The organism is Bradyrhizobium sp. 137 (assembly GCF_023074095.1).
In the GTDB taxonomy this organism is placed as follows: Bacteria; Pseudomonadota; Alphaproteobacteria; order Rhizobiales; family Xanthobacteraceae; genus Bradyrhizobium.
Genome location: NZ_JADPKU010000044.1, coordinates 472,533 through 484,602, shown reverse-complemented (window position 1 = coordinate 484,602; position 12,070 = coordinate 472,533). Strand labels below are relative to the sequence as shown.

The window sequence follows — 12,070 nt, the reverse complement described above, 5'->3', positions numbered from 1 at the left end:
ATTCTACAACACGCTCCGGCACGGCATGAGCTACAAGGATCCGGGTGCCGACCAATATGAGCAACAATATCGCAGCCGCGTCGTCGCCAACCTTCAGCGGAGGGCCAAATCGCTAGGCTTCGTCTTGCAGGCCATTCCCGGGGACGCCAATCCGGCTGTTTCTTAGGAAGGCCGCAGCCTACTTCGCGAAGGAAGCGACATGAAGTTCGCCTTCGTCGCGAAGCACCGGACGATCTGGCCGGTGGCATGGCTATGCGATGCGCTGGGAGTGTCGCGGTCGGGCTTCCATGCCTGCGCTGAACCGCTCTCCCAGCGCCAGATCCCGCAGCGACGAGGAGCTCGGCGGCAGGGTCAAGGCCAGCTTCGCCGCCAGCGACCGCACCTATGGTGCGCGCCGGGTGTGGCGTGATCTGCTCGCCGATGGGGCGGACTGTGGCCTGCACCGGATTGAGCGGCTGATGCGCCTGCAAGGCTTGAGGGGCACGGCCGCGACGTCGGCGCTTGCCGAAGGACAGCGGCGATCGACAGCTCGAAACGATGCCGGCCAACCTTCTGGACCGGCAGTTCGCTGCCGAGCGTCCGAACCAGAAATGGATCGCCGACTTCACCTATCTCTGGACGGCCGAAGGCTGGCTCTATGTGGCAGCGGTGATCGACCTGTTCTCACGCCGCGTGGTGGGCTGGTCGATGAGTGCCGCCATGACGGCGCAGCTCGTGACCGACGCATTGTTGATGGCCGTCTGGCGGCGCGGCAAGCCGGATGCGCTGTTGCATCACTCCGACCAGGGTAGCCAGGGCGGATTCAAACGGTCGTCGCAACACCAATTGTTTTCACTCATGACAGTAATTCGTCAAGCGCTTCTGCCGGCGTTTTCCAGCCCAGTGTCTTTCTCGGTCGGGCGTTGAGGGCCGCCGCTACAGCGGATATCTCGTCGGCGCTGTGGATGCTAAGTCTGTGCCTTTCGGAAAGTACTGCCGCAGCAACCCGTTGGTGTTCTCGTTAGTGCCGCGCTGCCAAGGGCTTTGCGGGTCGCAGAAGTAGACTTGGATGCCCGCATCGATCTTGAGGCGGTCGTGCTGAGCCATTTCGGCTCCTTGATCCCAAGTCAGCGTGCGACGTAGTTCTTCGGGCAAAGTGATGATGGTGCGCGAGATCGCGTCACGCACGGCTTCCGCCCCGTGTCACGCAAGCGCAGGTCCGTTCTTCTTGCGCGGAGCTTCGCCATGCCCCGCTAATCGGGGAAGGTGCAATAGCATAGTGAAGCGCGTCGTGCGTTCGACCAACGTGCCGATCGCCGAGCTGCCAAGACCGAGGATGAGGTCTCCCTCCCAATGTCCCGGCACGGCTCGATCCGCCGCTTCAGCGGGGCGCTCACTGATCATGATCTCCGGCGAGACAAAGCCCTTGCCCCGCCTGCGTACGCGCCCCCTGGGCACGCGCAACACGGGTCCGGTTCGCAAGCAGGCCGTCAGTTCGCTGCGTAGTACACCGCGGCCCTGAACGAAGAGAGCCTGATAGATGGCTTCGTGGCTGATGCGCATCGTCTTGTCGTCCGGGAAGTCGATCGGCAAGCGTCGGGCAATCTGCTCAGCGCTCCATGCCTTGGCCCATCGTCGATCCTTTCGCCGGCCATGCCGGCGGCCGTTCCACTGAACGATGGGGCCAGCAATACAAGCTCCGCTCGGGGCTACAACACTGCCGGCAAGTCTCTCCTCCACATAAGTGCGCAAGGAGAGGCTTGGCCGAAGATCTGAACATCGCTGGTGGCATGCCGCCTGCCTTTCGCAACAATCTGCTTCCGACAGGTTGCGATAAGCCGGCCTCGAACGCAGCATCTTCGCTGCTCTGCCCCGTGGCAATCGCCTTCCAAAATCTATTCTGTTCATCGCGTCCGGCCACAGACGGCCGGCCTGCCGATGGCAATGGCGCTCGTCCTGACCGCGCCGAACGTCGAATTACAACTTTCATCGCAACCTCCAACTTCAGGGTGTTGCGACGACCGTTAGAATCCGCCCAGTACACCAGCGAACAGTTCCAGCGCCTGATGGCCGACCACGGCATCGTTTGCAGCATGAGCCGCTCCGGCAACGTCTGGGACAACGCGGCGATGGAGAGCTTCTTCTCCTCGCTCAAGACCGAGCGTACGGCCAACAAGATCTATCGAACCAGAGATGAGGCACGCGCCGATGTGTTCGACTACATCGAACGATTTACAACACGACCCGCAGGCATTCGACCATCGGCTATCTCAGTCCGGTTGAGTTCGAGCGCAAGGTGGGATTAGCTTAACCTGGTGTCCATCAAACCGGCAGCAGCTCAAACCAACAAATTGTATAGCCGACTAAGCTGCCCGCGATTCCGTTCACGCGTCCTCCCGGGCTACTGAGGTCGTCGTGCTCTTAGCCTTGGCGTCGCACCATCATTTTGGCGCAACTACCAACCTTGGTTGCGCCGGGCCTCTTTTCGCTACATCCGATTTCGCTATTGTTGAACGGCAACGTCGAACGGACAAGGATGCGACTCCAACCTTTCGGTGGCAGCAAGTGGGCCCCCATCGAGCCATAAGGTGGGGGCGCTTATCCCTTAGAATATGGCTCGAGACCCTCTGATGCAGAGTAGGAGAGGAAGCAGAAAATGTCCCACAGATTCAACGAACTCTGTGCTTGGGACCGCGATCACCTCTTGCACCCGGGGACGCACATCGGCGCGCATGCGCGAGGTGAACTTCCAACTCGCGTGATCAGCGGGGGCAAAGGAGTCTACATCACTGATAAGTCTGGGCGAACCAGCCTTGACGCCTTTGCGGGTCTTTTTTGTGTGAATGTCGGATATGGCCGCCAGAAGATCGCCGAGGCGATTGCAAAGCAGGCGAACGAACTCCCCTATTACCACGCATACGATGGCCACGGCACAGAAGCCCCGATCACGCTATCCAGGATGATCATCGACCGGGCGCCGAAAGGCATGAGTCGCGTCTTTTTCGGTCTATCAGGCTCGGACGCGAACGAGACAAACATCAAACTAATTTGGTACTATAATAATGCGCTTGGCCGACCGGAGAAGAAGAAGATTATCTCTCGCTGGCGAGCCTATCACGGCTCAACCGTCATGACAGGCTCGCTGACAGGCCTTGAACTGTACCACAACGCCTTTGATCTACCGCGTACGCCAATTCTCCACACTGAAGCTCCGTACTATTTCCGCCGCGCTGATGCGACCATGAGCGAGGAGCAGTTCGTCCAGGCCTGCGTCGACAAGCTTGAGGCAATGATTGTAGCCGAGGGTCCCGATACAGTCGCGGCGTTCATCGGAGAGCCGATCCAAGGTGCCGGCGGCATTATTCCGCCGCCCACCGGATACTGGGCGAAGGTACAGTCGGTTCTGAAGAAATACGACATTCTACTCATCGCGGATGAAGTCGTCTCCGGATTCGGCCGCTTGGGCAGGATGTTTGGTTCCGACCACTACGACATCAGACCGGACCTGATCACAATCTCAAAAGGTCTGACCTCCGCGTACGCTCCTTTGTCCGGCGTCATTATTTCGGACAAGGTTTGGCAGGTTTTCGTGAAAGGCTCCGATCAACTCGGTAGTATCGGTCATGGTTGGACTTGTTCCGCCCATCCTATCTGCGCGGCGGCTGCTATTGCAAATCTTGAGCTAATCGATGAGATGGACCTGATCACGAATGCTCGCGATATTGGAGCCTATCTCCAGTCCGCACTGACTGAGGCGCTGGGCGATCATGGAAACGTCGGCGAGGTGCGCGGCGACGGGCTGATGGCGGCGGTGGAATTTGTCGAGGATAGGGATAATCGCATCCTCTTCGATACATCAAAAAAAGTGGGTGAGCAGGTCGCCGCCGCGCTGCTTGAGCGTGGCGTTATCGGCCGCGCCTTGCCGCAGGGCGACATTCTCGGGTTCGCGCCGCCGCTGTGCTTAACAAAGCACGAAGCTGATATCATCGTCGAGAGTACAGTGGACGCAGTCAATGCTGTTTTTGCCACTTTTTGAAAAGGCCGCCTTACACCGGCTACCTCGCGCACCTGCCAATATCGCTTCAAAATGCGGCGGAATTATCCTTCCCAGCGATCCTGCGAGTTTCCGTCGGCTGGCCCTTTGGAATACCACCAGCGTCGCACGGCTTCCCCAATAGTACGCAACGTATCGGTCGCAGTCGAGCTTGCCGTCTCGACTCCGAACAAGCATGCATGCTGATGGAACCAAAACTCTTTATGTCGCGATACTGACGAGTGAGTTCTAGTGAATAGGCGTTAGTGCGACTTAAAATCCGGCGACGATTGTTTTCCAGAAGGAACAGAGCCGGTCGTGGATATTCAAGAGGTCATCCCCGATGAAGGGTAAGACCGTATGTCCGTCTCTGCCGATGAGATAGCTCGCCTTACACTGCGCGTCAGCCGATCCTCATCGCAGGAGGACAAGCCGTGGCAGATTATAGGGAAGCATTCGTCGGAATCGATGCCAAGCTGAGAAACGCCATCCGATTGCTGAGGCAGGCCGGGAAGAAGAAGTTCGCTTCTTCGGCGAGGTCGACGCTTCGGCAACCAACATGGGTCGCATCATAGCGCGGATCGAGTCCGGGGATAGCGATGATGTATGGCATCTGCACAGAAGCGCATCGCAGGATGTTGGTGTGTGTGGCCCGGAAGGCGGCTTGGGAGGATGATTAACGCAATATCGGGGAAGTATACATCGCCTCGGGCGGAGACTTCGTAGTTGCGCATATTGGTGCCCGATTCGCTGCCATGGGTGGGCTGAACGTTTTGACGATGATGTCGCAGAACTTAGACGTATGCGGGTCGACCCCGTCTTTCAGCGACGAGGGTTTGGAAGGAGCGTTCTTCGTGAATTGGAGTCGCGAGCTGTAGCTCTCCGTTTCAAGTGGGTAATGCTCGACACAACAACGATCCAAGTAGGGGCCCAAAGACTTTATGAGAGCGCTGGCTATGTTCGCCGCAGGGAAGGGATGTTGCATGGATATGCGGTGATCTTTTACGAGAAAGCGGGCTCATTCGCCAGGATGACCCCGCATGAGCAAATGAGGTTGTGAGACCGGATAGTCCAGTGGAGCTCTACGGACGCGCAACGAGCACAAATTCAGTCACTTGCCCCCGACTATCGCCCAAACGCCCAAACTCGCCCTTGGGAATGATGTCGAAGCGCTCAGATAAAACCGTCACATCCGCGAGGACTTTCTCGTTGAGTCCCGCGAGATCTGCGATCGGAATGAATCGTGTCACTGTAGCTGAAGGAGTCGAAGGTTTCGCGACCGATAGGCCTCGAACGCACGCACAAACTCACGCCTGGCCGAACCAGCTTTGAATTCAAAACGAGAGCTGATACGGTGCGCCAGCGGCGGATAGGAGAAGACGCTCTGGAGCGTCGTGGGCTCGCGACGTGAGCGGATGCGCGAAGCGTCGTGGTCAGCGGAAGTCGGGGCCGCCTATTCAGACGGACGATCGCCACCTGCATGAGCGTGGGACAGACTTAAATTGCAGAGCGAGTGGCCCCGGCGCCATGCGCGCGGCAAAACTCTCCAGCCAGGGCAGCGTCGCGATCTTCGAGACGATATAGCGCATCAGGTCTCCCGCCTTCTCCGAACTGCATCGTTGACGTCGAATGCCTCAACTGCACGCAGCAACAAACGCATGATCCGCCGGGGTACCCCTGGCTATGTCCCGATCTGGTTTGCCAGCCGGCATACAAATCCACCTCGATTCAACCGCAACGGGCGCGTCCAATCGCCCCCTACGTCGGGTCAGCTTATGTTCGTCGTCCTTCCAGATCGTGATGCTACTCGGGCGGTATCGACCGCTTGCGTGCCGTAGCGCTCGCAGGCTCGCAACGAAGGACCCAGCTCGTACCCTCTTGGATCACGACTGAGTACCAAATCTGCATCGAGCAGCTGCGGATCGGGTCTCACCATGTTCGTGGTGCTCACGCCCCCCATTCGGATCAACTGCCATTCCGTAGTCTGGTTCAAGCAGCTCTCGCAGGCGCTCGATGCGAGCGAACCGGAATGGATGGACCGGTTTGATCATCGGGCCAAGCCCCTCGGGTCGAATGCGAAAAATCGGATGATGAAAATTACGAGCGCGCGTTGACTTCATGAGTCGACCTGTCGGTTCTCCGCCGAATGCCAGTCCGCGCCGTGGAGGCGGACCATCTCCCGACGGGACCGCTCGATGAAGATGCGCTCAACGCAAAAGCCGGCGGTCACTGAAGCCGCCAGCGCAAGGCCGCAGACCAAATAGTCATTCATGAAATTCAAAAACATGTTGCAGCCGGCGACTCCTACAAAACTAAGTGCCATGACCGTATTGCGAAATGCCTTAACCATGTTGCCCCCAGGCAGTCGACGAGGGACTTCTACCATCGCAACCATGGCGATTAGCAGCGTTTGACCCTTGTGATGCGCCGTCTTTCTGCTCGATCAGCTTGGGTCCGGCCGCGCTTTCGACGGCCGTGGGTTCCCCATTGCTCGGCGCAGCTCATCGATCGAGCCCGGCCTCGGCGCGATCCACACCATCTGGGCGCGTCCCCGCCTCTATCACTTCCAGCCTGGCCTATTCCGGGTGGCGACAGCACAAGCGAGAACCGGATGCCTCTCGCCTTCAACTCGCGCAACTCGGGTGGCCGATTGCTTAACCAGATCCGATCCAAGAACGTGAGAGTGACCGAAAGATGTGACTTGAGATCGGCATTTTGACTGCCAATGTAAGCGGTCACGGCGCGATAATTGGCCAGATCGTTCGACGTGTCGAGCCGCAGCACTGTGGACAGGATTTCGGCATCGACGGCGACATGGCTGTGACGGCGCCAAGCGAGCTTCACCGCGAGGTCGGCAAACCGCTCAGCCTCAACGAGTCGTTGCTGATAAGCGAAAGCGATAAAGGCCTAAAAGCCGGCTGATGCGTGCAATCCCTCTCTCGCCGTGGGAGGCCGGCGCAGTAATCACGGGCCTGTCAGACACGAATCGGAGCTCCAGAGATGATAAGCGTCATTGCCATCGTGTGGCGGCGACTGCCTGCGCGCCCAGTGGACCAACGCGAGAAGCTCACCTAGTCGGTCGGCTGTTCTGTTCAGCAAGAATGAGCTAAGGCATGACTCAATCGGCACTTCTCGGGAGGGAGGGTAAGCGTCGTTTTCAGCGCTTACGAGGGAGGAGGAGCGGAGGGAGGCTCTTCAATGGGATTGCCAGAATGCCAGCCATTCTGTAAACGAGCCCCGCGCCGGTCCGAGCGTCGTTCAGCGGTCGCCAGCAGCGGGGCCTGTAGCTCAATGGTTAGAGCCGGCCGCTCATAACGGTCTGGTTGCAGGTTCGAGTCCTGCCGGGCCCACCAATGGTATCAATCATCACTTATGCTTTTGGCGAAAAACCGCGTGGACCGTTTGGTGGACCGGGTGGATTCTTTCGAACCAACCATGAAGAGACTATCGCGCTCGCGGCAAACGTCAGCTTCTGTCTAAATGCTCTTCGATGGCTGCTGCGATCGTGCCGTTCTTCACTGGGTCAATGCGATCCGCTTCCCGTTGCGCCCAGTTCGCCCATTTCTCGAATCCCGATTGTCCCGTCGCTGTTTCAGCGACCCGCAATCGTGCCGATTCCACATAGGTTCGAATCTGATTGGCGCGGTCGAACGCCTTCGCTTGAGAAAGCAAACGTCCGATCCGTTGCCTTTCCGACTTCTGCTGAAGCTCGCGTGCCTTGCGCTCGGCCTCGTCCAGCCGCCGCTTAATTTCAGCTTCGGCTTCAGCTTTTCGCTCAATGATCCATTCTCTATGTCGGGCGAGGCCGTTGCGGTAAGAAGCCTCCGCACTGAGCAGCATTTGCACCAAGATTTCGGTCAGCTGATTTTCGAGTTGGCTTTCTTCCCGATCTTCCCAGGATTTGTCGGTGTTCGAGCGATCACGCTCTCTGCCGAAAACGAGACATAAGCGCTCGCTCTGGCCTCCTTTCTTCGATTTGATGGGCTCGATGGTAAAGCAGACGTGGGCCTTGCCAATCGTGATCCATAGATCTCTCTTGCCGCCGGGCTCTTCTACGTATTTCGACGTATTCATTAAGGGTCGGCACCCGATGCGAGCGGCCGTCAAGAAGAGAGCGTTTATGATCAGTAGGCGCCGCCGCGCCGTTCCTGCGTCGTATTTTGGCGCGTACAAGCTGTGACGCTGCTTGGCGAATTCCTTACGTCGTTCTTCATCATGTGCCAGGAGCTTCGCTACGAGCGGATGTGCAGGCTCGAATTTGCGCTCGCAGCGGACCTGCCCCACCAACTTTCTGGAGCGCTCTTCGACGGAAGACATGTCCTCCTCGAAGGTCGGAATAGGTGGGATCGTAACGTCTTTGAATCTTTCCGTCCAATCCGCGCCCCAATAATCGTTGCGTGGCGGTTCACCAATCCGATCGGAAGCACCGGGGAAGCGAGGCGGCAACGCGATTTGGGTGGTCGACCTTCCGGCTTGTTTGCGCGCCCAATATCCTCGGGTCGGCACAGGGATGTCCGCGTTCTTACAATGCTTAGCGAGCGCAACATCGGAGATACCGACATTCGCTGCCACGGTTCTCATCGGCTGAGACCACACCAAGTCGTACAGCTCCTTCCGGATATATTCACCATTCATGATTGCTGCTCTTAACATCGAGAACTTCTCGGTTCCTGTGGGACGACCGGGCGCGGAACATGAGTTCTCCGTTGCTTTTCAGTCGTCAAGTCGCGCGGTGGCTCGACCATGGCTGCGCCGGCGCCAACTGCTCTGTTAGGAGTCATCCGCAAGTTAGGAAAGTGCTAGATGATCCGCGCGTGCTGTGAAGCGTCGTTCGCCGTCACAGGCCTCGTTTCAGCAACGGCACACTTCCTGATCACAAGATCAACACTCTGAACCCTGGACCCTCGGCCGCTTGCCGCTGCGCGCAGCCTGAGATCACAGATTATCAAGACAGACACTCGAAATCCGCCACTCGAATTCCCGCGGCGACCTTGATCCAACGGAACCGCGGGTTTCAACCGTCCGTAGACCATCTGAGAAAATGCAAGTAAACTAATGGATTGAGGGGGATTTGGGATGACGGAGCCACTTTTCGAGCCGATAACAATATCGTACCGAGGACTACTCGCCGACCAACATTTCGTGGACGCACAGCAGTTCGGCCGATCGCTTATGGGCGCGACTAAGCTCGCGAATAGCATCTGTCACGAACTTTTCTGGGAGAACATCACGCACGACCCGCGCTCTTACCACATACGCTTTTGCGTGGGGCCGAGCCGCGAGAACGGCCTGCTGCAGGAGATCTTCGCCATCTCCAATTCGGGACAGCTCCCGCTCTATAGTCCGATCCTCATCACGGTAGCGAAGAAATTCATCGACCTTTCGATCAAGGCGGTCATCGATAAGGTCCTGTCGAAGAAGGACAGCAATAATGCCGTTGATCGGATCCATGAACTCGCGATGGCCCACAACGAGTTCGCGAAACAGGTCCACGAAGGCCATATGCGCGATAAGGCCTGGCTACAACGGATGATCACAACCATGACACGCGAGAACCGCGCCTCGGTCCGACAGCTCCCCGACCCGGTCGGAAAGACTGTCAATCACATGCAGATCGGTGACGCGAGCGCCGCTACCGTGATCGACGAGCCCGCAGCAGAAGTGCTCCGATCGCCGGATACTCTCAGCCTCGGTGATAAGGAGGAGTATGTTGTCCGCATTCACGGCGTCTTCAAAACAAACGGCGCCTGTCGGGTCGAATCCTGAACGAGCCAAAGAAGAAGATCGTCTCCGGGAAGATCGCCGACGATGCACTTGGCAAGCCTGGGAACGTGTACACCCGCGCACTTAATGAAGGCCTCGTCCTCAAGGTCGTCGCACAGCCGACGATGAGGGATGGAAAGATCAACCGGCTCTTCATCACGCACGCCGAGATTGCAGAAAGGAACTCGTCTAGCGCGTACCACCTCAGCTCGGCTCGTCTCCGCGTTCTTTAACTTCCGGCCAACGCGATACGGTGAACGCCTTTTGTACAATGTGCGTCGGAACACCATGGAAAAGTCGCAGCCGCGGCAGTCTGGAATCCCCGCCCTGTATTAGCCGGAGAGGGCGACCCGCAAGCATTCGTCTCCGGCAGGAGCGATCTCGATGCTGATGTTCAAGGAAAGGTGGCCCACGATTCGAACGCCGCGGGGCTGGTCGATCTCGGTGCTGCAGGAGGCCGGCGCCCTTCGCGAATACCAGGAGCACGGGTGGATACAGGACCGCTCTGCCCAGTATGCCCGAGAGCGCGCCCTAGGCGTCGTCGGTCAGGACCCGCCACGCGGCGGCTCTCCGGAGGAAGCGATTCGCGTACGAGCGATGTCGTGCCAAGGCTGAGCGATGTGAATCCATCGCTGGAGTTCGAAGCCATCGACCCCGATGGCGATCTTCATGGACGGCTCAGCGTCGCGCTGGGGACGTAGTCGCCGTTCTTCACCATGATTTTAGCGCGCCATCGTGAACAATCGCGCAACGATCATGAATTTCGGACCCGCAGGCTCCCAGGTTGCCTGGCCGCTCCGATGGTCTGCTTTACGCGGCAAGCATGCGACACTCGGCTTGCCTGCCTTTAGCCGTCATCGTCCAACCATGCCCACATTTAGCTTGCGAAGCTAACACTACTTTGGCAGAATCTGTTTGCGCCACGGTTTTTCAAGGAGTTGTTTTCGGCAGTACGGGCACTGCTGAGACGGCGGTCGAAGGATGAGATCGACGATGGCGTGGCGTACGGCGGGCATGGTTGGTTGAGGCGGAGGCCCGTTGATTCTTTTTTTTCCGCCCCGCGTGTGCGAGGCGGCGGTGTTGCAGGAAGGCGTATGCAATCATAGTCATCAGGGCGTGACGATGAAGACCTTGCCACGATCGCCCTTCGAAGTGATCGAGTCCAAGCTCCTCTTTCAACTGCTGATGCGCCTGCTCGCAAATCCATCGTGCCTTGATGGTGGCGGCCAGTGTGCGCAGATCGGCCGCCGCGGGCAGATTGGCCAGATAGTATTTCTTCTCCCCTGAGGCGCGTTGCTCGCCAATGAGCCAAGCTTCGTCGCCTGGGAGATGCTGCTGACCCTTATCCCATATCCGCTGCGGAGGCCCGTCGGCGGTGCGGACGCGGACAGCAGCAAATCGGGCTTTCAACCTGCCTTTCGTCCCGCCGCGCCAACTCACGGTCTTCCACTTGGCGCTCGCCAGCATGTGTTCTGCCGCGATCGATAAAATATCTGGCACGTGGTGCTTTCGTGGTCGACCTCGAACTTTGGTCACCGGCCAGATGAGCTGCACATCAACCGGATATACTTTGAGATGTCGAGGGATGCCGACGGCCCAGGCCAATCCGCGTGCCGTCAGTCCTTGTCGAAACGGCGCGCTATGCCCGTATCCTGCATCCGCCAGCACGCACCCAAAGCGCACGTTGGCCGCGATCGCGGGGTCAATCTCGGCCAAAGCAATTGCCGGCTTGGACCGTGGGGTTCGGTGTTCGACCGGCACGCGGGCGCGCTTCAAACGAGACACATTGCTTGTCCAGCTCTCGGGCAGAAAGAGACGCAGCGCGACCATTACCGGCACTTCGCCGCGCGCAAGTGTCAGTGACACCAGCGTTTGGCAATTTGCCGTTTTGCCAAGAGGCGACGCATATTGAGCCGCGACACCGACTGAGCGATCACCCTTCTTCGGCATTGCCGTGTCGTCAATAACGAGCACGGCATCCTGGCCGCCGACAAGCCGGTCGGCCTGATTGAGCAGCTCCGATTCCAGCGGTGTCGCGTCCCAGACACCATCGGCGATGAAATGGTGCAGTTGATCGTAGTTGCCCGATGCAACGCGCTCCGCCATCGGTTGAACGCTCTTGCGATCGCCGGGACCGATTAGCCCCGCAACGTACAGCGGACACATCCGCTGTCGGGTCTTATGACCCAGCCGATCCAGGAACGGCTTCAGCCAGCGTTCGAGTTCATCTTCCCATTCTGCCATGGTCAGCCCTCCAAGAGCCGACCACCCATGAATCATTGAAAAATCGATTCG

At 58.4% G+C, this 12,070-nt stretch carries 8 protein-coding genes, 1 tRNA gene and 3 pseudogenes; 8 read left to right on the top strand and 4 right to left on the bottom strand.

The window, feature by feature from the left end; genetic code table 11:
- Positions 1 to 166 precede the first annotated feature (166 nt).
- A pseudogene (locus tag IVA78_RS11505) lies at positions 167 to 795 on the top strand (IS3 family transposase); the annotation flags it as partial.
- A 40-nt stretch (positions 796 to 835) separates the two neighbouring features.
- On the opposite strand, the pseudogene IVA78_RS11500 reads toward IVA78_RS11505, so the two are convergent.
- Positions 836 to 1,969 (bottom strand): annotated as a pseudogene (locus IVA78_RS11500) (IS30 family transposase).
- A 43-nt stretch (positions 1,970 to 2,012) separates the two neighbouring features.
- Here IVA78_RS11500 and IVA78_RS11495 point away from each other — a divergent pair.
- From IVA78_RS11495 to IVA78_RS11480, 4 genes and pseudogenes are all read left to right on the top strand, one after another.
- Positions 2,013 to 2,290, top strand: a pseudogene (locus tag IVA78_RS11495) (IS3 family transposase); the annotation flags it as partial.
- A gap of 345 nt (positions 2,291 to 2,635) precedes the next feature.
- A complete protein-coding gene (locus tag IVA78_RS11490; protein ID WP_247459722.1) occupies positions 2,636 to 4,015 on the top strand; it encodes an aspartate aminotransferase family protein in 1,380 nt (459 codons plus the stop codon).
- 694 nt (positions 4,016 to 4,709) lie between these two features.
- Positions 4,710 to 5,072 (top strand): GNAT family N-acetyltransferase, encoded by a 363-nt coding sequence (locus tag IVA78_RS11485; RefSeq protein WP_346275295.1) that lies wholly within the window; start codon positions 4,710 to 4,712, stop codon positions 5,070 to 5,072.
- A gap of 874 nt (positions 5,073 to 5,946) precedes the next feature.
- Positions 5,947 to 6,126, top strand: a complete 180-nt coding sequence (locus IVA78_RS11480; RefSeq protein WP_247277346.1) for a hypothetical protein — start codon at positions 5,947 to 5,949, stop codon at positions 6,124 to 6,126.
- Between the two features lie 2 nt (positions 6,127 to 6,128).
- On the opposite strand, the gene IVA78_RS11475 is transcribed toward IVA78_RS11480, so the two are convergent.
- On the bottom strand, positions 6,129 to 6,362 hold the full coding sequence (locus IVA78_RS11475) for a hypothetical protein (protein ID WP_247459724.1): 234 nt from the start codon (positions 6,360 to 6,362) through the stop codon (positions 6,129 to 6,131).
- Positions 6,363 to 6,727: 365 nt separating this feature from the next.
- Here IVA78_RS11475 and IVA78_RS11470 point away from each other — a divergent pair, with 365 nt between their 5' ends.
- Positions 6,728 to 6,934 (top strand): hypothetical protein, encoded by a 207-nt coding sequence (locus IVA78_RS11470; RefSeq protein ID WP_247459726.1) that lies wholly within the window; start codon positions 6,728 to 6,730, stop codon positions 6,932 to 6,934.
- Between the two features lie 355 nt (positions 6,935 to 7,289).
- A tRNA-Ile gene (locus IVA78_RS11465) sits at positions 7,290 to 7,365 on the top strand.
- A gap of 112 nt (positions 7,366 to 7,477) precedes the next feature.
- Here the strand turns inward: IVA78_RS11465 and IVA78_RS11460 are convergent.
- Positions 7,478 to 8,647, bottom strand: a complete 1,170-nt coding sequence (locus IVA78_RS11460; protein WP_247459728.1) for a hypothetical protein — start codon at positions 8,645 to 8,647, stop codon at positions 7,478 to 7,480.
- Between the two features lie 507 nt (positions 8,648 to 9,154).
- On the opposite strand from IVA78_RS11460, the gene IVA78_RS11455 reads away from it, so the two are divergent.
- Positions 9,155 to 9,778 (top strand): hypothetical protein, encoded by a 624-nt coding sequence (locus IVA78_RS11455; protein WP_247465318.1) that lies wholly within the window; start codon positions 9,155 to 9,157, stop codon positions 9,776 to 9,778.
- A gap of 927 nt (positions 9,779 to 10,705) precedes the next feature.
- Here IVA78_RS11455 and IVA78_RS11445 read toward each other — a convergent pair.
- Positions 10,706 to 12,055, bottom strand: a complete 1,350-nt coding sequence (locus IVA78_RS11445; protein ID WP_247465316.1) for an IS701 family transposase — start codon at positions 12,053 to 12,055, stop codon at positions 10,706 to 10,708.
- Positions 12,056 to 12,070: the final 15 nt, after the last annotated feature.